The organism is Paenibacillus sp. CECT 9249 (assembly GCF_918697855.1).
In the GTDB taxonomy this organism is placed as follows: Bacteria; Bacillota; Bacilli; order Paenibacillales; family Paenibacillaceae; genus MSJ-34.
This window is the reverse complement of the sequence record NZ_CAKKLI010000012.1, coordinates 71,051-91,213: the sequence shown is the minus strand read 5'-3', so window position 1 is coordinate 91,213 and position 20,163 is coordinate 71,051. Positions and strand designations below refer to the sequence as shown.

Here is a 20,163-nt window from a genome sequence, read left to right as displayed (position 1 = left end):
ACACACGATTCAAGGTTTTTCCGCCATCTTCGTTATTTAAAATTTACAAATTGCAATTCAAGGGAGAGATCCGCTTTGCGCAGCATTTGAATAACGTTTTGCAAATCGTCCTTGCTCTTGCCGGTCACCCGGATCTGATCCCCTTGAATTTGGCTTTTTACTTTTAATTTCGAATCCCTAATCAAAATATTAATTTTTTTGGCATTGTCTTGATCGATCCCTTGCTTCAATTTAATCCGTTGTCTGACGGTGCCCGACGCAGCCGGTTCGACTTTCCCGTATTCCAGGTTTTTGAGCGCCAGCCCGCGTTTGACCATTTTGGATTGCAAAATATCGATCACGTTTTTCAACTTCAATTCATCGTCCGAAATAATAACGAGCTCGTCTTTCTCCAGATTCAAGCTGCTTTTGGTGCCCTTAAAATCAAACCGGTTGCCGATCTCTTTCTCCGTTTGATTTATGGCGTTGTTCATTTCCTGCAAATCCATTTTCGACACGATATCGAATGAGCTTTCGGAAGCCATAAGGTCACGTCCTTTCATCATTGCGATTATTGAATGGTATTCATTATTCCGCAGCGGAATCGGCCGTCGATTCCAAATGCAACAAGAAACGCCGGCGGACGGCGCTATCTCCGTCTTCCAGAGGGATTCCGCCTACTTTTACTTCGGCGAAATCCGGTCTCGTTACGCTAATATACAATCCGTCGACCAGATCGAACGTCTCCGTTACGCCGTCTTTCAACGTCTCGTTATATAACTTCTCGCCGTCGTATTTCTTCTTATATACCGTAATCCAACTGTCTCCGCCGGAAGCCGAAATTTCCACCTTTACCGAAGGCTCCGGCGTTTTTACCGCATACCAGTACGCTTTGCCGGATCTTCCTTTCGACACGATCTCCGGCGGGGCCGGCTCAGGAGGGGTGACCTCCGTTTCATCCGCAGGAGGCGTTGCCTCCTCATCCGGCGTCGTTCCGCCTTCGGAAGGCGGTTGCGGCTGCTGCATATCGTCGGTTATCTTCGTTCCGTCGGCTACCTGATCGTCCTTCGGCTCGGCGCCTTTAATATAAAACAAATAGACGACAATGACGATGAGGATAAGAAAGGACCACATTAAAATCGAAGAAACCCATTTCCCCGTCCGGCCTGTCGACCGCGTTCTGCGGCGGCTCTGAATAATAGGTTCGATCGTATCCGTCTGTGATTCCGGCATATCGCCACGGTATAATTCAAGCAGTTCGTCCGCGTTTAATCCGACCGTTTCCGCATACGTTTTCACGAAGGCGCGGACATAAAAAGGCCCCGGCAAAACTTTGTAGTCACCATCCTCAATGGCCTCCAAGTACCGTTTGCGAATTTTCGTCAATTCTTGCACGTCATCTAAAGTCATCCCTTTTTCGACCCGGGCTTTTTTCAGCAGTTGACCTAGATTCGACACACCATCACCTCCGCATATAATCTTGTATTTATCACGTTCAACGTTCGCCGTTCAACTGCAAATGCATTTCTTTCATTCTATTATTGCATGAATTAGGCGTTAAGACCTATCGACTTATTTCAACAATTTCAGCTAAAATTCCTGCACATTCACGAAATATGTAATAAAATATTACATTTGAGCTATTGAATCTTACACATAATCATATAAAAAAATAAAATCAAAGACAAGTTCAATGTGAGCAAAAACATCAAAAGAAAGCTCCCAAGCGCGAGAGCTTTCCTTCAAATGTCCTATTTACAGCTTAAATCGGATGTTAAGCTTTTTCAACCAGCTTGATCATTAAACGGGCAATCGTCTTGCGCTCTTCCTCGGAGCCTACGTCCCAAAGCGCTTTGAGCGTCCGTTCGGGCCCGTTCTCCGGCTCGATCTTCTCTTCCAGAAAATCGCCGATTTCGTAAGCTAATTTCGAGATCGTTTCCTCGTTCATGCCCATATTTCTCGCTTGTTTGACCCGTTCTCCCAAAAAATTTTTCCACGTATCGAAATTTTCCAGAACCGACATGTTGATAAACCTCCTACATTATTGTGCTCAACAGTCGTAATATGCTCCGAAACTTTGTCTTTTATACGTACGAAAGGAAAATAACGGATCGATAATTATGTCAGCCAGCCTCCGTTCGGGCTTATAATTTGCCCGGTTATATACCCGGATTCCGGCAATGCGATAAAATAGACAAGCGATGCGATTTCCTCGGGCTGCGCCAGGCGACCCGCCGGAATTTCCCGCTCCAGGCCGGTTTTTTCCTCGCTGTTCAAATGGTTTAACATAACCGTATCGACGGCTCCGGGCGCTACCGCGTTGACCGTTACTCCCGAAGGCGCCAACTCTTTCGCCAGCGCTTTCGTAAAGGCGTTTAATCCGCCTTTGGTCGTGGAGTACACGACTTCGCAGGACGCTCCCGACAGTCCCCAAATCGAGGAAACGTTAATGATGCGGCCGTATTTCTGGGATATCATCCGCTGCATGAACGTTTGCGTGCATAAGAACATCCCTTTCAAGTTGACGGCCATCACGTCGTCCCACTCTTCTTCCGACACGTCGGACAGCAAGCCGTAATGCGCGATGCCTGCGTTGTTGACGAGGATGTCTGGCATAAATCCGTGATGCTCCAGCTTCTCGCGCATCCGCATAATCTGCTCCTTCGAACGCAAGTCGGCCGTTACCGTCAACACTTTGCTGCCGTAGCTCATGCATTTGCGGGCCACCTCGTTCGCGGATTCATGCGAATGCAAATAATGAATGACCACGTTCATTCCTACCGACGCGAAGCGCTCGGCAATGGCTGCGCCTATTCCCCGGCTCGCCCCCGTAATTAAAACGGTCGTTTCCCCAAACGATTTCATGACCCTCTCACTCTCGACTCATGATTACGGACTTTCGACGATGGAAACGGCAAGCTGCTCCCAGTCGAAATGTTCGCGCAAGCGCGCATTCACATCGGCAAGTCCGATCGACTCATATACTGGAAGTATAGCAAACAAATCGCTGTTGCGGAACTTATAATTTGTAAATTCGCTCGCGACCGCTTCCGGCGAATTGAGCATGCGCAAGTACGCGCCCATTTTTTTGTTGCGGGTCCGTTCGAAATGTTGCGCTTCGAATCCGGTCTGAACGACTTGATCGACTTGCTCGCGAACGCGCGCAAGCAATTGATCGGGATCGCGCGTCTCTCCGCCGACGACCGAAAATGCGTAGTGCGGACTGCTGTTAAATTCGAAGCCGAACCCGTCGGATATCAAGTCTTCGTCGTATAGCTGCTGATATAACGGCGAACTGGAAGCAAACAGCATGTCGAGCATAAGCTTCGTCGTCAATTCATGCCGGAGCAGTTGTTCGCAGCTGCGGCGAACATGCGGTTCTTTCAGCCCGAACATGCACTTCGGCAGCGAGACAGGCAATTTGGCCACTTTCCGCGCCTGCCGGACCTCATTCGGCTCCGCCGGAAAAATGCGTTCGATTTCGCCCTGCGGTTCGTAGGTTTTGCCCGCTTGATTGCGTCGAACCAACTCGAACACTTCTTCCGCGCGGACGCCGCCTACGACGAACAGCAGCATGTTGGACGGATGATAAAACGTGCGGTAACACGTATACAAGGTTTCCTTCGTAATCGTTCCGATCGATTCGACCGTGCCGGCGATATCGATATGTACGGGATGCGTCCGGTACATCGCTTCGATCAAGCCGAAATAAACCCGCCAGTCCGGATTATCCTGATACATTTTAATTTCCTGTCCGATAATCCCTTTTTCCTTTTCCACATTTTCATCGGTAAAATACGGATGCTGAACAAAATTGATCAACGTTTCCAGATTGGCGGGAATTTGCTCGGTCGCGGAAAATAAATAGACGGTACGGTCAAAGCTCGTAAACGCGTTGGCGGACGCCCCTTGCGCCGCGAATGTCGCGAAAATGTCTCCCGTCGGCTCTTCAAACATTTTATGCTCCAAAAAGTGGGCGATCCCGTCGGGAACTTCGATCGGCTCTCCGGAACCGACCCGGAAGTGATTGTCGATCGAGCCGTACCTTGTGGAAAAAGTCGCATACGTTTTCTGGAATCCTTCTTTGGGGAGGACGTAAACGTCAAGTCCGTTCGGCATCCGCTCGTAATACAACGTTTCCTGCAGTCTAGGATGATGGATCGTTTCCATCCTTTATTCCCCCTTGTCGCGTAGAAAATAAATCGTATCTAATTGAAACGTTTGCGCCACGCGCTGAATATCTTCCGCCGTCACGCGCTCCACCTGCTCCAGCAATTGCGCCGTTGTCCGTTCCTTGCCGGACAATTCCCGGTTGAAATAATAGGCGATCGTCTCGAATGCCGAATCGCCGATTTCGCGCAACGTATTGGCGATCATCGCTTTCGTCTGCGACAGCTCCAATTCGCTGATTTGGCCCGCTTGCATGCTGGCGAGCTGCTCGCGTATGATTTGGACGGCCCTTTCATAATTTCCGATTTCAATGCCGGACTGGATCGCGCATATGCCTTTATGGCCGTCATAACGGGAGGAGGCGTAATAAGCGAGACTCGCTTTCTCACGTACGTTGGCAAACAGCTTCGAATGAGGGTATCCTCCCAAAATGCCGTTATACATCAAGGCCGCCGCATAATCGTCGTCGCCGTAAGTGACGGAAGTGCGCAAGCCCATGTTCAACTTTCCTTGCCCCACTTCCATCCGTTCGACAACCGTATTCACGTCCCGAACTTCGATGTTGCCCGGGCGCATCGCATAGGTTGCGTCTTGATCGCGCCGAAGCCCGAAATGCCGTTCGACCAATGATTCCACTTCCTGCAGCGACGTATCGCCTACAACGTACAAATCCATACAAGCCGACTGAAGCCATTGCGTATAGGACGAATGCAAGGACTCCGCCGTAATCGGCGCAATGTCGGCGCGGTTGCCAAGCGGATGCAGCCGGTACGGTTCGTTCTTGCACATTTCTTCGATACATCGTTCGGCGGCATAGCGGATTTTATCGTTCACGATCGCTTCCAGCCGTTTGCGAAGCGTTTCTTTCTCCCCGTCGACGTATTTGGCGCGGAAAACGCCGTTTTCCAATGCAGGCTTCGTAATCGCCTCGCCCAGAAACGAGAAGGACTCGGCTAGCAGCGATTCTTTCGTATGTACGAATCGGTCGTTAATGACATCCATGCGGAATTGTACGATTTGATAATCGCCGCGCTTATATACGTCGAACCCGAACCCTGTGCCGTACAATTCGTCGAGCCTCTCGCGAAAGCGAATCGTTTCCGGGTACGCCGCGGTGCCGCGCCGCAGTACAAACGGAGTAAGCGCGACCGATGTCACATGGCGCTCCGACAAAGGAAATCCAATATATAACGAGATTGCATATGTTTTAAATCGTTTCGTAGGAAGGACGTGAATGCGCATTTGATTTACTTTTCCTTGTTCAAACGTTGAAGTACTCAATAACAAATCTCCTTCCGTTCGCATCGTTTATTCGGAGGCGGCCGTATTGCCCGATTTTCCCCCGTGTGAAGTCAATTTATTCGATTCTTACCCATTCTATACCAATCCAAAGTGAAGAAGCAACCTCGGGACATTCCAAGGTTACTTCTTTATACGACGGTATTCGTTCATGCAAGCGAAAGACGCCGGTCATTACGCGCGCATTACATGCAGAAGATATGTTTGCCGATCGTTTTCACCTGCGGTCTAGACCAAATCCATTTGGACGTTGCCGTCACCGGATTGAAATAATATAAGCATCCGCCGGTCGGATCCCAACCGTTGATCGCTTGTTCCACCGCTTTGCGCGCATTTTCATTTGGCGTCAGCCAGATTTGGCCGTCGTCTACGGCGGTAAATGCGCCCGGCTGGAAAATGACGCCGGAAACCGAATTCGGAAAACTCGGAGATTTCACGCGGTTCAAGATGACGGCGGCCACCGCCACTTGTCCTTCGAACGGCTCGCCGCGCGATTCGCCGTAAACGGCGTTAGCCATCAGTTTCAGATCGTTCTCGGAATATCCGCGATTGTTGTTCGACGTCCATTCTTCCGACGTATCCGGTTCCACGCCGGCTCCCGGGCTCGGAGCGGCCTCTTCCGCCGGCGCTTGGCCGGTTTCCTCGGCGGTAGGCCTCCAATGCTTTGTAGCTTCCCAAAGTTTCAATTTCGTTTTCCCGCCCACAAAACCGTCCACCTTCAATCCGAACTCGGACTGAAACCATTTGACCGAGCCTAACGTCTTTTCTCCAAAATATCCATCCACTTTGCCGTGATAGAAGCCGAGAAATTTCAATCTGCCCTGCAGCTCATATACGTCTTTGCCCGAAAATCCGACCGTCAGCACCGCGTCCCCAAATGTCTGTTTGCTGGACATCGACGTTTTCAAATGGTATGTACCGAACAAAACGAGTACGATACTTAACGTAATCCATATTAAACGCTTGTTGATGACTGTTTTTCTCATCGCCTTCGCTCTACCTTTCTTCTGTTAGTTTTGCAGCAATGGTAAGCTTATTATGGGATGAGAAGGATGTAATTATGCGAAAGGGATCATGAAAGTTTCCGGTTCAAGAAAAATAAGGGTTCCTCCCGGCATGTAACTGCGGGAAAAACCCTTATTCTCATTAGGAACTGACGCGGCTTTGCTGGAATTGATCCGGCGTAATCAACACTTCGCGCGGCTTGCTGCCTTCATAAGGACCGACGACGCCGCGCGCTTCCATCGAATCGATGAGGCGCGCCGCGCGCGTATACCCGATGCGCATGCGCCGCTGCAACAGGGAGACGGAGGCTTGCTTCGCTTCTAGTACGATTTGCACCGCCTGATCGAACAGCTCGTCCACCGCTTCTTCCGATTGTTGCGCGCTGTCGTCGATTTCCGGAACCAAATCCTCATTGTATTCGGCTTGCTCTTGTTCGCGTACGAAATGAACGACCGATTCGACTTCCTGATCGGACAGGAACGCTCCTTGAACGCGGATCGGCTTGGAAGAGCCCATCGGCAAGAAGAGCATATCCCCGCGCCCGAGCAGCTTCTCCGCGCCGCCCATGTCGAGAATGGTGCGGGAATCGACCTGCGAAGAAACGCCGAACGCGATCCGGGAAGGAATGTTGGCTTTGATCACTCCCGTAATGACATCGACGGAAGGGCGCTGCGTTGCGATAATCAAATGAATGCCCGCCGCACGTGCCATTTGCGCAAGCCGGGTAATCGCATCCTCGACATCGTTCGCCGCAACCATCATCAAGTCGGCAAGCTCGTCCACAATGACGACGATAAACGGCAATACGGCTGCCGGATTGTCTGCCATCAGCTTGTTGTATCCTTCAATATTTCTTGTGCCCGATTTCGAGAACAGTTCGTACCGTTTTTCCATCTCCACGACAATTTTTTTCAAGGCTAGCGAAGCTCGCCGCGGATCGGTCACGACAGGCGCCAACAGATGCGGTATGCCGTTGTATACGTTAAGCTCGACCATCTTCGGGTCGATCATCAGAAACTTGACCTCATCGGGTTTGGCTTTGTACAGAATGCTTGTAATGATCCCGTTGATGCAGACCGATTTGCCGGATCCCGTCGCGCCGGCTACGAGCAAGTGAGGCATCCGGGCCAAATTGCCTACGATCGTCTGTCCCGAAATATCGCGCCCGAAAGCGATGGACAGCTTGGAGGTCGACTCTTGGAACGTCGGCGTCTCCATCACTTCCCGCATCGTGACGATCGACACTTCGGTATTCGGCACTTCGATGCCGATAGCCGATTTGCCCGGAATCGGCGCCTCCATGCGAATATCTTTCGCCGCAAGCGCGAGCGCGATATCGTCGGTCAAACTGACGATCCGGCTTACCTTCACGCCGATATCCGGCTGAATTTCGTATCGGGTCACCGCCGGGCCGCGTACGACTTCAAGCACTTTGGCGCGGACGCCGAAGCTTTCCAGCGTCGCTTCCAGCTTGCGTGCCGTTTGCATGAAATCGGGGCCTTCCCCCGCTTTCCCGCTTCCTTGCGGCTTCGATAACAAGCGGAACGAAGGGAGTTGGTATGGCTTGGACGGCGGTGCGGCCTGCGGCGCATCCGTCCCTTGCGTCTCATGCCCGTCTTCTTCCGCGCCGAAAGGAACGGCTTCGCCGTCTAAATTGGCGTTCTCCGCATCGGCCTCAAACGGAGGAGATTCCGTCTCATTGCCGGCCTCCTCCTCCTGGTAACTTACCGCGTCAAGCGCGGACGCGTCTCGGGTTGCATGCAACAACTCTTCTTCGGCCTCTTCGCCGCTTTGTTCGGCCGATTGGATCTGCTGAAAGTCGCGAATGATCAGCGTCGAATCGGCTTCCTCTTCAGGCTCGTCCAAACGGGCCGCATAATCCCGCGAACCAACCAGCACATCTTGTCCGTAATCGTCTTCGTCCTCGTTCGCGGGGCTTGTGTCCTTTTTCGCCCGCTCGTCTTTGGCGCCGAACAATTGGAAGAACACCGGCACCTTGCGGCGTTTCGGCGCAGCCGCTTCCGTCTCGTCTTCCAAATCGCCCGTCTCTTCGTCGTCTTCATCGAGCGGAATGAGCGGCGCTTTATCGATCGCGGCGCTGCCGGCCGCGCGTCCGGAACGTTTCATTTGTTCGCTCGCGTTCAGTTTCTTCCGCAGCAGATCGCGGAAGCGGGCTATACGGCTTCGCACGAAGCGCAGCAGCTCTACATAAGACAAATTCGTCGTCAACATAAAGCCGATGCCCAGCAATACGATCATGACCAATTTGGAGATGGCCGCGCCGAATAAAAAGTATAAAACGGAATACACTACCGCTCCCGTGTAGCCTCCGCTAATTTGCTTCTGCGTGATTGAATAATTTTCGGGTGAAGCATTCGTAAATAATTCCAATTTAATATCGTTATGTATTTGCTGCACAATTCTACCCGCCGTTACTTCAACCGTTGGCATCAATTTTTGATCGATCGTCCAGATGGTGCTCATTAGCGTCAAAGCGACAACGATGATGACCAAGCCGGATTTGCGGGCAGACCATCCTTTCGGCCATTTTCGTTTGATCATGACGTACAAGCCGACGTAAATGCCGATCAGCGGAATGACGAAATAAAACTTCCCGAGCAGCGCTCCGAACAATTTGGAGAGCGAACGACCGACCGTCGCCTCGCCCGACATCGCAATGACGGATAAGGTGATCCATATGATCCCGTATATTTCGTACTTCAGACTGGTGCTGAAAGAGGACTTTCTTCTTTTTTTCCGCGCCAAACGATCACCCCCCAATGCTCTATTATAACACAGAACCGGGGATGTTCCTATCCGTAGTTCCCGATGCGCGCCGCCGCCCGGAATTCGTTAAGCATGAGCGGTTATTTTCGTTCTGTCATGAGCGCAGGCTTATAATGGATGATTTGGCCCGGCGCGTAAGCCGGATCCAAATAATCGTTCAACGAACAGCGCAACAGGCGAACGATCCGCGCGGACGAAGCGTCAACCGGCGCCACCTGCATCAATATTCCGTTAATCTCGACTTCAAGATCCGCTTCCCGTTCCTGGTTGATGCCGTCAAGCACTACTTCCAGCGGCATCGTCGTATATAATGTCATGAAAGCACCTCGATTTTCGTTTCGTTATTGCGTGAGTCCCGCCGGCTGCCCGCTCCGTTTGCGGTCGATCATTTGATTCAATACGCGCAAGGCGTCGCCGATGCCGCCGATCGCATCGATCAAGCCGTATTTGACGGCGTCAGGCCCGACGACGGACGTTCCGATATCGCGCGTCAGCTCTCCGGTCTTGAACATCAGCTCTTTGAATTTCTCCTCGCTTATATTCGAATGCGATGTGACGAATCTGACGACTCGCTCCTGCATTTTATCCAAATATTCGAACGTTTGCGGCACGCCGATGACAAGTCCGGTTAGCCGAATCGGATGAATCGTCATTGTAGCCGTTTCGGCGATCAAAGAATAATCGGACGATACCGCGATCGGTACGCCTATGCTATGTCCGCCTCCCAGCACGACGGTTGCGGTCGGTTTGGAGAGCGACGATATCATTTCCGCGATCGCAAGTCCCGCCTCGACATCGCCGCCGACCGTATTCAATACGATCAAGATGCCTTCGATCGCTTTATTTTGTTCCGCGGCTACAAGCTGTGGAATGACATGTTCGTATTTCGTCGTTTTATTTTGCGGCGGCAAAACCAGATGGCCTTCTATTTGCCCGATGATAGACATGCAGAAGATGTTCGTCTCGCTAACCGGAACCGTCGTTTGTCCAAGCTCTTGCACCGTTTGAACCGCGGGAGGCGCTTTTTTGTCCCCGCCTTCGCCCGGCGCCGGCTGTTCCGCCTGATTGTACAGCAAAAAATCTTCCGCTTGATATGGAAATGGCATGTCGATTCCTCCGCTTTTCGTATACTTTCAACTCCGTCATAGTATGGATTAGTCAGCCGTTTTTATACGAAAAAAAAGCCGTCCCCGGCCCGTTATCGGACCTTAAGGACAGCTTATGCGGCTTCATCTATACTTCCATAATAATCGGAAGAATCATCGGTCTGCGCCGCGTTTGCTCGTATAGGAAACGGCCTAGGGCATCTTTCACGTTCGTTTTGAGCGATGCCCATTCGTTAACGTTTTCACTCATCAATTTGTGAAGCGTGCTTGTAACGATCCGGTTCGCTTCGTCCAACAAGCCTTCGGACTCGCGTACGTATACGAAACCGCGCGATATAATATCCGGCCCCGACATGATCGTGCCGTCTTGCTTGCTGAGTGTGACGACAACGACCAGAATGCCGTCTTGAGACAATAATTTACGGTCGCGAAGCACGATATTGCCTACATCGCCTACTCCAAGTCCGTCGATCAGAATATTGCCCGAAGGCACTTTGCCGGATTTGCGAGCCGCGCCGCCTTGGATTTCAACGATATCGCCGATATCGATCATAAAAATATTGTCGCGGTCGATCCCGACGGCTTCGCCCAGCATAGCGTGATGATGAAGCATCCGGTATTCTCCGTGAATCGGAATGAAATATTTCGGGCGCATCAAGTTAAGCATCAATTTCAATTCTTCCTGGCTTCCGTGACCCGACACATGAACGCCGGTAATCGATCCGCCGTAGATGACATTGGCGCCGAGGCGGAACAATTCGTCCACCGTGCGGCCGACATACTTTTCATTTCCGGGAATCGGCGTTGCCGCGATAATGACGGTATCGCCAGGCAAAATGTCGACTTTGCGATGCGTCGAACGAGCCATGCGCGTTAACGCGGACATCGGTTCGCCTTGGCTGCCCGTCGATAGAATGACGACGCGGTCGGCCGACATTTTGTTGACTTCCTCCGGCTCGATCAGCATTCCGTCCGGAATATGCAAATAACCTAATTCCGAAGCGATGGTAACGACATTGACCATACTGCGTCCAATGACCGTCAGTTTGCGTCTTGTTGCCTCCGCGGCGTCGATCACTTGTTGAATCCGGTGAATATTCGACGCGAATGTAGCGACAACGACTCTTTGCTCGGCTCTGCGGAAAATGTCTACCAGATTCTCGCCTACGCTGCTTTCAGAAGGCGTAAATCCCGGACGCTCCGCGTTGGTGCTGTCCGACAGAAGGGCGAGCACCCCTTTCTTCCCGATTTCCGCCATACGCTGCAAATCCGCATATTGATCATTGACTGGGGTATGATCAAACTTAAAGTCGCCCGTATGTACGACGACACCTTCCGGCGTTTCCAAACAAATGCCTACCGAATCCGGTATGCTGTGATTCGTTTTGAAGAAAGTTGCGCGAATCGTTCCGAGTTGAACCTCAGAGTCTGCGTTGATCAGTATGCGTTTCGTTTCTCCAAGCAGGTTGTTTTCTCTTAATTTGCTCTCGACTAGTCCGAGCGTTAATTTGGTACCGTATACCGGTACGTTCAAATGTTTCAGCACATAAGGCAATCCGCCGATATGGTCCTCATGGCCGTGCGTTAACAATATTCCTCTTACTTTATCGCGATTCTCGGTCAAATACGTAATATCAGGGATAACGATATCAATGCCAAGCATATCTTCTTCCGGAAATTTCAATCCGGAATCGACCACGACAATATCGTTTGCATATTGAATGACGTACATGTTTTTCCCGATTTCACCGACGCCGCCAAGAGCAAAAATCGTCAATTTATCATTGTTGTTTTTCTTCGACAAGTGGATCTAACCCTCCTAAATATTATGGACGTCGCTCTTATATTGTTTTTTACTAAATTATACCGCACCCAGTCACTTTAACCCATTATACATGATTAATTTACGAAAACACAAGTCGCCCTCCGTAAACTTATCGTTGCCCGAAACAAAAAAACCGATGCCTTACAAGTAGCACCGGTCGTATACGCAAAAACAAGAATCCGTTATTGCATCAAATTTCGAATAAAAGCCGCTTCGGATTCCGACGGCTCGACGAGCGGCAGCCTCACCCCGCCAACCGGTATGCCGCGCAACCCTAGTGCGTATTTGACGGCCACCGGATTCGGAACCGGATGGGGGCATTCAAACAATCCTTTGAACACGGGATAGCATTCCCGATGCAATACGCTTGCTTGTTGTACATCCCCGTTGACATATGCTTCAACCATCGCTTTCATTTTGCGGCCGATCACATGGCTGGCCACGCTGACGATGCCGTGCCCGCCGAGTGCGAGCGTTTGCAGCGTCGCCGAGTCGTCCCCGGAATACAATGTAAAGTTATTCGGACATGCCGATAAAATCTCCGTCATCTGGTCGGCGGAGGCACATTCTTTAATGGCGACGATATTGTCGATTTCCGCCAGACGCAATGTCGTTTGCGCGGCTAAATTGGCGACGGTTCTGCCGGGAACGTTGTAGAGCATCACCGGCAATGTCGTCGATTCCGCAATCGCTTTGAAATGCCGATATAAACCTTCTTGATTCGGTTTATTATAATAAGGCACGACTGCCAGAATGGCGTCGACTCCTAATTTCTCCGCCTCTTTCGTCAAATGGATCGAATGCGCGGTATTGTTGCTGCCTGTACCGGCAATGACTTTGCAGCGGCCGTTAACATGATTGACCGCAAACCGGAACATCGCCAGCTTCTCTTCGTCGGTAAGCGTCGGCGATTCGCCGGTTGTGCCGCAGACGACCAAACTGTCGCTGCATTGTTCTTCGATCAAATAATCGATTAATTGGCCCGTTCGTTCCCAATCGATCTGCAATTGGTCGTCAAACGGGGTAACCATTGCCGTAATGACTCTTCCGAAATCCATTAAAAATCCCCCCTATTGGCGTATGACGGCGTTCGTGTCGTACACTTCCTTGTGAAGCTCGAATTTCGCGTGAAGGGCGCGCAGCGCCTCGATCATATCATACTGACGGACCAAAACCCAAATCGTCGTATTCGAATCGGCCGATTGCAAAATTTGTATTTCCCGTTCCGTTAACGCCTCGACAATTCTCGCCATAATGCCTGGCACTCCGTTCATGCCGCCGCCGATGACGGAAACTTTCGCGCAACCGAACAATACCTTCGGACGGTATCCCAAACGTTCCAAAATCGTAACCGCGCGTTCCGCATCGTTGTCGAATACGGTATAAACCGCCCCGGAAGGGGTAACATTAATAAAATCGACGCTAATTTGGTGCTGCGCCATCGCTTTAAAGACGCGAAGCTGCAAATCTTCCGCGCCTTCATGTGCGTCAACCGTAATTTGCGTCACATTGTTTACATACGCAATCCCAGTCACATAACGATCGACGATGCCGAATTTGCGATCCGTCACTCCCTCCAGTCGGGTGACGAGCGTCCCTTCGTCTTCGGAAAACGTCGAACGGACCCGCACCGGAATTTGGGCTTGCATCGCAATTTCCACCGCGCGCGGATGTATCACTTTGGCGCCGTGATGCGCCATATTGCAAATTTCGACATAACTGACGACGGACAGCGGCTTGGCGTCTTCGACGATTCGCGGATCCGCCGTCAAAATGCCGTTGACGTCCGTATAAATATCGACCGTTTCAGCCTGCAGCGCCGCTCCTAACGCCGTCGCGGACGTATCGCTTCCGCCGCGGCCGAGCGTCGTTATATCGCCGTTCTCCGTCTGGCCTTGAAATCCCGTGACGATAACGACTTTGTTCTCTTGCAAATATTCCAATACGCGAGTCGGGCGAACCTCCACGATGCGCGCATCTCCGTATTGGTCGTTCGTAATGAAGCCGGCCTGCGCTCCCGTGAGAACAACGGCCGGAATAAGTTGCTCGTTAAGTATGCTGCATAGCGTTGCTGCGGCAATGACTTCACCGCAGCAAAGCAATAAATCTTGCTCGCGAGCGGGCAGGCGGTTGCCGTTTTGACCGATCCACTCGAGCAATGTATCGGTCGCGTACGGATCTCCTTTTCTGCCCATGGCCGAGACAACGATGACGAGTTGGTACCCGTTAGAAAGCTCGCGGCGAATATGTTGAACGACATGCTCTCGGGCTTGGGGCGTAGATAAGGAAGTGCCTCCGAACTTTTGAACCAAGATGCGCATTGCATTTCCCCCCAGGTTTATGCCAAAACCGATTTCAGGATTTACCGATTATTTCCCATTAGCAATATATTCGGCAATTTGCACTGCGTTCCAAGCTGCGCCTTTGAGCAAGTTGTCGGATACGATCCACATGTTTAATCCGCGCGCTTCGCCCAAATCGCGGCGCAGGCGGCCGACGAATACGTCTGGTTTGCCCGCCGCTTCGGTAGCGAGCGGATATTGCTGGCCGGCCGGATCGTCAACTACCGTGATGCCGGGAGCGTTCGCAAGCAACGATCTGACGTCCTCCAATTCGTAATCGTTCTTCAATTCGACGTATACCGATTCCGAATGACCGTATACGACCGGAATCCGAACGCAAGTCGCCGTAACGTCGATCGATTCGTCGGCGAGAATTTTTTTCGTTTCCCGCACCATTTTCATCTCTTCCAACGTATAGCCGTTGTCTTGGAATTTATCGATTTGCGGAATCGCGTTGAAGGCGATTTGATGTTTGACCGGCAAGGAACCGACCGGCAATATTTGCGGTTCTACTTCGTTGCCCGCCAACACTTCTTTCGATTGGCGCAGCATTTCGTCAATAGCGCTGCTGCCCGCGCCGGAAACGGCCTGATAAGTGGAAACGATAATTTTCGAGATGCCAAAGCGGTCGTAAAGCGGCTTTAACGCCGCTACCATTTGAATCGTCGAACAGTTCGGGTTCGCGATAATCCCTTGATGTCCGTCCGCAGCCTCAAGGTTCACTTCAGGAACGACAAGCGGCGTATTCGGGTCCATCCGGTAAGCGTTCGTGTTGTCGATACAAACGGCGCCATGTTCGACGGCATGCGGCGCCAAAGCTTTGCTGACGTCTCCGCCCGCGCTGAACAAAGCGATATCGATCCCTTTGAAACTTTCGGGCTTCGCTTCCTCTATCGTAATCTCCCGGCCTTTAAAGACGATCTTTTTGCCCGCCGAACGGGCGGACGACAAGCACTTCAGTTCATTGATCGGGAAGTTTCTCTTCTCTAGCAATCCTAGTATTTGTTCTCCTACGGCACCTGTTGCCCCGACAACGGCAACGTTATACAATTTCTGATTAGACATCTGGCGTTTCTCCCCTCTATAAATTACGTATATTGAAACCTTTCGATCAGCATCGGCTGCAATTGCTTGCCCTCCAATGCGGCCGCGCAAGTATCGTGAATCAAATCCATTCTCGCCACAAGCGAGTTCGGCTTGTTATGCGGAGCGTCTTGGCCGAAAGGCACGAAATAAATATGTTTCGTAATAAGCAATTTGGCGATATTGGCCGCGTTCAATCCTAACCCGTCATTGGTAGAGATGGCCAATACGAGCGGGCGCTGATTCCGCATTTGCGCTTTCGCCGCCATCAGAACGGCGCTATCCGTCATGGCGTTCGCCAATTTGCTGGTCGTATTGCCCGTGCAAGGCGCGATAACCATAACGTCCAACAACTTGGACGGTCCGAGCGGTTCCGCTTCAACGATTGAAGAAATAATATCATTCCCCGTAATTTCTTTCAACTGTTTTTGCCAACTTTCCGACGTGCCGAATCGCGTGTCCGTCGTCATAATCGTATTCGTGACGATCGGGATCACTTTCGCTCCGCTGTCCACAAATTTTTGAATTTGCGGCATCACTTCCGCAAAGGTGCAATGCGATCCGCTCAATGCGTAACCGACCGTTTTGCCTTCCCATTTCATACCCGATTCCCCCGTTCGCGCGTATCCGCCAAAATCAACTGACTTAAACAATCCGCCATGATGCGTCCAGCTGTTTTGGGAGCGACGATGCCAGGTAAACCGGGAGCGAGCAAAGCTTTGATTCCCCGCTTATCCGCGAACCGGAAATCGGTTCCTCCGGGACTTGAAGCCAGGTCGATAATAACCGCCCGATTCGGGATATTCGCTATTATTTGTGCTGTGACTATCATAGTCGGAATCGTATTAAAAAGCAAGTCAATATCGCTCACATGAGACGATAAATCTTTTATATAAAACGGCTCAAAACAGTGTTCCGTCGCCCGTGCGAAATGTTCTTCGCGCCGTACTCCCACCTTCACTTTGGCCCCTAAAGCTTGCAGCGTTCTCGCCATCGTCAGTCCGGTTCTTCCCATGCCAAGCACCATGGACTTCGATCCGTGAATCGTAATGTCCGTGTTCTGGATCGCCATCATCAAGGCTCCTTCGGCCGTCGGAATCGAGTTGTAGATCGCAACGTCGTCCCTGTCGAACAATTCAACCAGATCGATCTTATGTTTCAAGCTCAACTTGCGCAAATAAGGTTTCGCCATTCCCGTATAGATTTTGCAATGTTTCGGGAGGACGGCGATATGTTCGTCGGTCAGTTTCAGTTCGCTCGAGGCGAAGATGGCGCTGATCGCCCCTTCGTCGTCCGTGCCGACGGCCGGCATAATGAGCGCATCCGCTTTTTCCAACAGCTCGTTTTTCAAGTCCGACCGGTAGGCCCCCTGCAGCGGATTTTGCAGTTGATCGAATCCCACGATCGTAACGGTCGCGTCCAGTTCCGTCATTTTGCGAATAATTTCAAGCTGTCTGGCGTCTCCTCCCAAAAAAACGACATGGACTCCTGTAAGCATCAGGATCTATCACTCCTTTCGGGTCATGCTGACGTCATAAGTCATGACGTATAAATCATATTATGCCTGCGCCTATGAAGGGGTGCGCAAAACTGGTTATCCCCCAACAAAAAACGGCTCTTATCGCTCGTCTCGAACGATAAAAGCCGTTTATGGAATAAAGAATATATCATTTCGTCCCGGTATGGCCGAATCCGCCGGCGCCGCGCGCCGTTTCGGTCAGTTCTTCGACTTGCTCGAGCTTAACTTGCGGCACGACTTGAAACACCATTTGCGCGATACGCTCGTTGCGCGTAACGGCGAACGGCTCTTGTCCCAAATTTGCCAAGAGCACTTTCACTTCCCCGCGGTAATCCGCGTCGATCGTTCCCGGCGAATTCAAGCATGTAATCCCATGCTTGTAAGCGAGCCCGCTGCGAGGCCGGATTTGCGCCTCCAGCTCCGGCGGCATGGCGATCGCAAAGCCGGTCGGAATCAACGCGCGCTCGCCCGGCCGCAAGGTTACCGGCTCGGAAACGGCGGCGTACAGATCGAATCCGGCGGCAAGCTCGGACATTCTCTGCGGCAACTGGACATCTTCGTTGCCTGGTAAACGTTTGAGTTGAACGGTATAGGACATGATCCATTCCTCCATCAATAGATTCGAATATTAGTGCGGCATAGATAACATTAATTTATCGTTCGTTTCAAACCGCCGATCGCCTGGTCGCTTCCACCCACCATCGCCAGCGCGAACGGAGATTCGAACATGCGATTCAGCAAAAAATCGACGTCTTCCATCGACACCGCTTCAATGCGTGCGATCACTTCGTCAAGCGTGTAATGCCTGCACAGCATCAGCTCGTTTTTGCCGAGCCGGTTCATGCGGCTCGATGTGCTCTCCAAACTTAGAATAAGACTGCCTTTAAGCTGTTCTTTCCCTTTATGCAGCTCCGATTCCGTCAACCCTTTGGCCTTCAAGTTCTCCATCACCTCGATCGTCAGATCGAGAACTTCTTTCGATTGTTTCGGAGCCGTCCCGGCATATACCGTAAACAAGCCGCTGTCCGCGTAGGAACTATGATAGGAGAAGACCGAATACGCCAATCCTCTTTTTTCGCGAATTTCTTGAAACAGGCGGGAGCTCATGCCGCCGCCGACAACATTGTTTAACAAGATCATCGCATACAAGCGCGGGTCGGATATCGAGCACCCTGGGAAAGAAATGCAAATATGATTTTGTTCCGTCTTCTTCTCGCGGAACAATACTTCTCCCTGAAAGACCGGCGCCTTCAGCGAATGTTTGTTTCCTTCGGATTGAAAATGGCCGAAATGCTTCTCCAGCAAATCGATCACGCCGTCGTCGATATTGCCGGCAATGCTAATGACCGTATCGGCAACGGTGTAATGCTCGCCCATGTACCGGCGCAGATCGGAAGCGCTCATCGCCTGCAGCCGTTCCTCCGTGCCGAGAATGGAATACGCCAACGGATGGTCGCCGTACGCGGCGCGGGAAACATCGTCATGCACCGTATCGTCGGGCGTATCCTCATACATGGCGATCTCTTCGATAATGACGTTTTTCTCTTTCTCCAAGTCGTCTTGATCGAAGCGGGACGTGAAGAACATGTCGGCAAGCACATCCATCGCGATCGGCAAATGTTCATCCAACACTTTCGCATAATAGCAAGTATATTCTTTCGATGTAAAGGCGTTGACGTAGCCTCCGATCGCATCGAACGATTCCGCGATGTCTTGAGCCGAATAACGCTCCGAGCCTTTGAAAAGCATATGTTCGATAAAATGGGATATTCCGTTATTCGACGCTTGCTCGTTGCGCGAACCGGTTTTGACCCATATGCCGAACGAGACGGAACGGCAAGTCGGAATTTTCTCGAGCACGACGCGCAAACCGTTTTTAAGTTGTGTTTTGATCACGGAAGGCCCTCCTAATCATTTTGTGAAGCTTCGCATGCGCTAAACAATGCAATCTAATCCTATCAAAAAAACAAGGCCGTCTCAACCCGCATTCGGCGAACTGACCATCGGGAACAAGTTAGGCGGCAACGTATCCGGGGGCGTTCTTTCCTCTGATAACGTCTGGCTCACCGTGCCAAGCGAATAACCTTTCCGCTTAATTTCGCGAATCATGCCGAGCAGCGCCTGGCTGGACGATTTTGTGGGATGCATCAATATTAGCGATCCCGGTTCGACATGCCTGCTAATTTTTTGGACGACCGATTCCGGGCTCGGATTGTTCCAATCTACCGTATCGAGCGTCCATAGCACCGTCTTTAACCCTAACTCGTGAGCGATTTGCACCGTTTCCATGTCAAAATCTCCGGAAGGCGGCGCAAACCAACGATTTTGGACGTTTAACTCCTCTTCGAGCAGTTTTTTCGTTTTGACAATCTCTTGAACGGCCTGCTCGCGGCTTAATTTGCTCATATCTTTATGGGAATAAGCGTGGTTTTCCAACTCATGTCCGCGTTCTTGAATCATTTTGGCGGTATCGATGTTTTTCTTCAACCATGAGCCGTCGAAAAAGAACGTAGCTTTCACGTTTTCGTCATCCATAATCCGCAGTATCGGTTCGATATACTCATTGCCCCATGCCACGTTGACCATGAGCGAAACCATCGGTTTGTTCGGATTTCCTTTGTATATCGGATTGGGGAGTAAAGAATCGGTCTTGATCTTCGGCGGAATTGCCCGATAGACAAAGCGGATTTCCCCTTCGCCGTTCTTCGATCTCGTCAATTGATACGTTTTATCGATATCGACTTCGATCCCGTTATAACCCGGAATCAGCTTCCACACGCGGTCGACAATCGCATCGACCGGTTCGATTCTCCGTTTGGCCGCTTCCTCTTCGATCCGCCGCATAACGGGATCTTTTTCGGTGGCCTCCGCATCGCGAAACATTTCGAACGCATTTTGAATGTAAGCCCGATCTTTATTTTGATGAATAAACAGGCTTATTCCGCTCACTCGCGCCAGCACGAGCAACCCGATCATACAGCCGAATATCATGACCAGTTTCTTTCCAGCCATCCGAAATACTCCTTCCTGAACGAGAATAGGACGAAA

At 51.2% G+C, this 20,163-nt stretch carries 19 protein-coding genes; all 19 read right to left on the bottom strand.

Annotation, left to right across the window (positions count from 1 at the left end):
• Positions 1-32 precede the first annotated feature (32 nt).
• Positions 33-524 (bottom strand): YajQ family cyclic di-GMP-binding protein, encoded by a 492-nt coding sequence (locus tag LQ229_RS11695; RefSeq protein WP_216537572.1) that lies wholly within the window; start codon positions 522-524, stop codon positions 33-35.
• 43 nt (positions 525-567) lie between these two features.
• Entirely contained in the window at positions 568-1,437 is an 870-nt protein-coding gene (locus LQ229_RS11690) for a helix-turn-helix domain-containing protein (protein WP_216537571.1), read from the bottom strand.
• A gap of 316 nt (positions 1,438-1,753) precedes the next feature.
• Positions 1,754-2,002: a DUF3243 domain-containing protein gene (locus tag LQ229_RS11685; protein WP_216537570.1), complete on the bottom strand. Its 249-nt coding sequence runs from the start codon at positions 2,000-2,002 to the stop codon at positions 1,754-1,756.
• Positions 2,003-2,097: 95 nt separating this feature from the next.
• A complete protein-coding gene (gene fabG / locus LQ229_RS11680) occupies positions 2,098-2,844 on the bottom strand; it encodes a 3-oxoacyl-ACP reductase FabG (protein ID WP_216537569.1) in 747 nt (248 codons plus the stop codon).
• 24 nt (positions 2,845-2,868) lie between these two features.
• Positions 2,869-4,149 carry a pitrilysin family protein gene (locus LQ229_RS11675; protein WP_230191792.1) on the bottom strand — a complete coding sequence of 427 codons (1,281 nt, stop codon included), beginning with the start codon at positions 4,147-4,149 and terminating at the stop codon, positions 2,869-2,871.
• 3 nt (positions 4,150-4,152) lie between these two features.
• Positions 4,153-5,430 carry a pitrilysin family protein gene (locus LQ229_RS11670; protein ID WP_230191791.1) on the bottom strand — a complete coding sequence of 426 codons (1,278 nt, stop codon included), beginning with the start codon at positions 5,428-5,430 and terminating at the stop codon, positions 4,153-4,155.
• A gap of 203 nt (positions 5,431-5,633) precedes the next feature.
• Entirely contained in the window at positions 5,634-6,419 is a 786-nt protein-coding gene (gene sleB, locus LQ229_RS11665) for a spore cortex-lytic enzyme (RefSeq protein WP_216537596.1), read from the bottom strand.
• Between the two features lie 175 nt (positions 6,420-6,594).
• Complete coding sequence (locus tag LQ229_RS11660) at positions 6,595-9,219, bottom strand: DNA translocase FtsK (protein ID WP_230191790.1); 2,625 nt, start codon at positions 9,217-9,219, stop codon at positions 6,595-6,597.
• 101 nt (positions 9,220-9,320) lie between these two features.
• A complete protein-coding gene (locus LQ229_RS11655) occupies positions 9,321-9,557 on the bottom strand; it encodes a YlzJ-like family protein (protein WP_216537566.1) in 237 nt (78 codons plus the stop codon).
• Between the two features lie 24 nt (positions 9,558-9,581).
• Positions 9,582-10,346, bottom strand: a complete 765-nt coding sequence (locus LQ229_RS11650) for a ClpP family protease (RefSeq protein WP_216537565.1) — start codon at positions 10,344-10,346, stop codon at positions 9,582-9,584.
• Positions 10,347-10,473: 127 nt separating this feature from the next.
• Complete coding sequence (locus tag LQ229_RS11645) at positions 10,474-12,150, bottom strand: ribonuclease J (protein ID WP_216537564.1); 1,677 nt, start codon at positions 12,148-12,150, stop codon at positions 10,474-10,476.
• 203 nt (positions 12,151-12,353) lie between these two features.
• Complete coding sequence (gene dapA / locus LQ229_RS11640) at positions 12,354-13,229, bottom strand: 4-hydroxy-tetrahydrodipicolinate synthase (protein WP_216537563.1); 876 nt, start codon at positions 13,227-13,229, stop codon at positions 12,354-12,356.
• Positions 13,230-13,241: 12 nt separating this feature from the next.
• Positions 13,242-14,492: an aspartate kinase gene (gene dapG, locus LQ229_RS11635; RefSeq protein WP_230191789.1), complete on the bottom strand. Its 1,251-nt coding sequence runs from the start codon at positions 14,490-14,492 to the stop codon at positions 13,242-13,244.
• 48 nt (positions 14,493-14,540) lie between these two features.
• Positions 14,541-15,578 carry an aspartate-semialdehyde dehydrogenase gene (locus LQ229_RS11630; RefSeq protein WP_230191788.1) on the bottom strand — a complete coding sequence of 346 codons (1,038 nt, stop codon included), beginning with the start codon at positions 15,576-15,578 and terminating at the stop codon, positions 14,541-14,543.
• A 23-nt stretch (positions 15,579-15,601) separates the two neighbouring features.
• Positions 15,602-16,198: a dipicolinate synthase subunit B gene (locus tag LQ229_RS11625; RefSeq protein ID WP_216537560.1), complete on the bottom strand. Its 597-nt coding sequence runs from the start codon at positions 16,196-16,198 to the stop codon at positions 15,602-15,604.
• Complete coding sequence (dpsA, locus tag LQ229_RS11620) at positions 16,195-17,094, bottom strand: dipicolinate synthase subunit DpsA (RefSeq protein WP_216537559.1); 900 nt, start codon at positions 17,092-17,094, stop codon at positions 16,195-16,197. The genes LQ229_RS11625 and dpsA overlap by 4 nt, the downstream gene beginning before the upstream one ends.
• Before the next feature lie 169 nt (positions 17,095-17,263).
• The gene (gene dut, locus LQ229_RS11615) at positions 17,264-17,713 is read right to left on the bottom strand and encodes a dUTP diphosphatase (protein ID WP_216537558.1); all 450 of its coding nucleotides are present in this window, start codon (positions 17,711-17,713) and stop codon (positions 17,264-17,266) included.
• Between the two features lie 50 nt (positions 17,714-17,763).
• Complete coding sequence (locus LQ229_RS11610; protein ID WP_230191787.1) at positions 17,764-19,011, bottom strand: pitrilysin family protein; 1,248 nt, start codon at positions 19,009-19,011, stop codon at positions 17,764-17,766.
• A gap of 81 nt (positions 19,012-19,092) precedes the next feature.
• On the bottom strand, positions 19,093-20,127 hold the full coding sequence (locus LQ229_RS11605) for a polysaccharide deacetylase family protein (RefSeq protein WP_230191786.1): 1,035 nt from the start codon (positions 20,125-20,127) through the stop codon (positions 19,093-19,095).
• Between the last annotated feature and the right edge of the window lie 36 nt (positions 20,128-20,163).

Excerpts from the sequence above, each read along its gene's own strand:
- LQ229_RS11695 (WP_216537572.1), bottom strand. The coding sequence starts at position 524 with ATGGCTTCCGAAAGCTCATTCGATATCGTGTCGAAAATGGATTTGCAG.
- LQ229_RS11685 (WP_216537570.1), bottom strand. The coding sequence starts at position 2,002 with ATGTCGGTTCTGGAAAATTTCGATACGTGGAAAAATTTTTTGGGAGAA.
- fabG (WP_216537569.1), bottom strand. The coding sequence starts at position 2,844 with ATGAAATCGTTTGGGGAAACGACCGTTTTAATTACGGGGGCGAGCCGG.
- LQ229_RS11675 (WP_230191792.1), bottom strand. The coding sequence starts at position 4,149 with ATGGAAACGATCCATCATCCTAGACTGCAGGAAACGTTGTATTACGAG.
- LQ229_RS11655 (WP_216537566.1), bottom strand. The coding sequence starts at position 9,557 with ATGACATTATATACGACGATGCCGCTGGAAGTAGTGCTTGACGGCATC.
- LQ229_RS11650 (WP_216537565.1), bottom strand. The coding sequence starts at position 10,346 with ATGCCATTTCCATATCAAGCGGAAGATTTTTTGCTGTACAATCAGGCG.
- dapA (WP_216537563.1), bottom strand. The coding sequence starts at position 13,229 with ATGGATTTCGGAAGAGTCATTACGGCAATGGTTACCCCGTTTGACGAC.
- dapG (WP_230191789.1), bottom strand. The coding sequence starts at position 14,492 with ATGCGCATCTTGGTTCAAAAGTTCGGAGGCACTTCCTTATCTACGCCC.
- LQ229_RS11630 (WP_230191788.1), bottom strand. The coding sequence starts at position 15,578 with ATGTCTAATCAGAAATTGTATAACGTTGCCGTTGTCGGGGCAACAGGT.
- LQ229_RS11625 (WP_216537560.1), bottom strand. The coding sequence starts at position 16,198 with ATGAAATGGGAAGGCAAAACGGTCGGTTACGCATTGAGCGGATCGCAT.
- dpsA (WP_216537559.1), bottom strand. The coding sequence starts at position 17,094 with ATGCTTACAGGAGTCCATGTCGTTTTTTTGGGAGGAGACGCCAGACAG.
- dut (WP_216537558.1), bottom strand. The coding sequence starts at position 17,713 with ATGTCCTATACCGTTCAACTCAAACGTTTACCAGGCAACGAAGATGTC.
- LQ229_RS11605 (WP_230191786.1), bottom strand. The coding sequence starts at position 20,127 with ATGGCTGGAAAGAAACTGGTCATGATATTCGGCTGTATGATCGGGTTG.